This is a genomic window from Anaerotignum faecicola (assembly GCA_024460105.1).
Classification (GTDB): Bacteria; Bacillota; Clostridia; order Lachnospirales; family Anaerotignaceae; genus JANFXS01.
This window is the reverse complement of record JANFXS010000526.1, coordinates 1-396: the sequence shown is the minus strand read 5'-3', so window position 1 is coordinate 396 and position 396 is coordinate 1. Positions and strand designations below refer to the sequence as shown.

1 protein-coding gene is annotated in these 396 nt (G+C 58.1%); it reads left to right on the top strand.

Translation table 11 applies throughout. The annotated features are described in order from the left end of the window. A partial coding sequence (locus tag NE664_15220) for a CpaF/VirB11 family protein (protein MCQ4727982.1) occupies positions 1-396 on the top strand: 396 nt, incomplete at both ends.

The window sequence follows — 396 nt, the reverse complement described above, 5'->3', positions numbered from 1 at the left end:
GCCTTTATTCCGGCAGAAGAACGGTTGATTACGATTGAAGATTCCGCTGAGCTGCAGATCCGGAGTGTTCCGAACCTGGTCAGACTGGAGGCAAGAGGGCCCAACACGGAGGGGGAGGGGGCCGTCACCATAGCGGATCTGATTCGTGCGGCGCTTCGTATGAATCCGGATAGAATCATTGTGGGAGAGGTACGGGGAAGGGAGGCGCTGGACATGGTCATGGCCATGAATACGGGCCATGACGGCAGTTTAAGTACAGGGCACGGCAACAGCCCGAAGGATATGCTGTCCAGGCTGGAGACGATGATGCTTATGGGCGCCGAACTGCCTCTGCCGGCGATACGCAGCCAGCTGGCATCAGCCCTGGATATTCTGGTGCACTTGGGGAGACTGAGG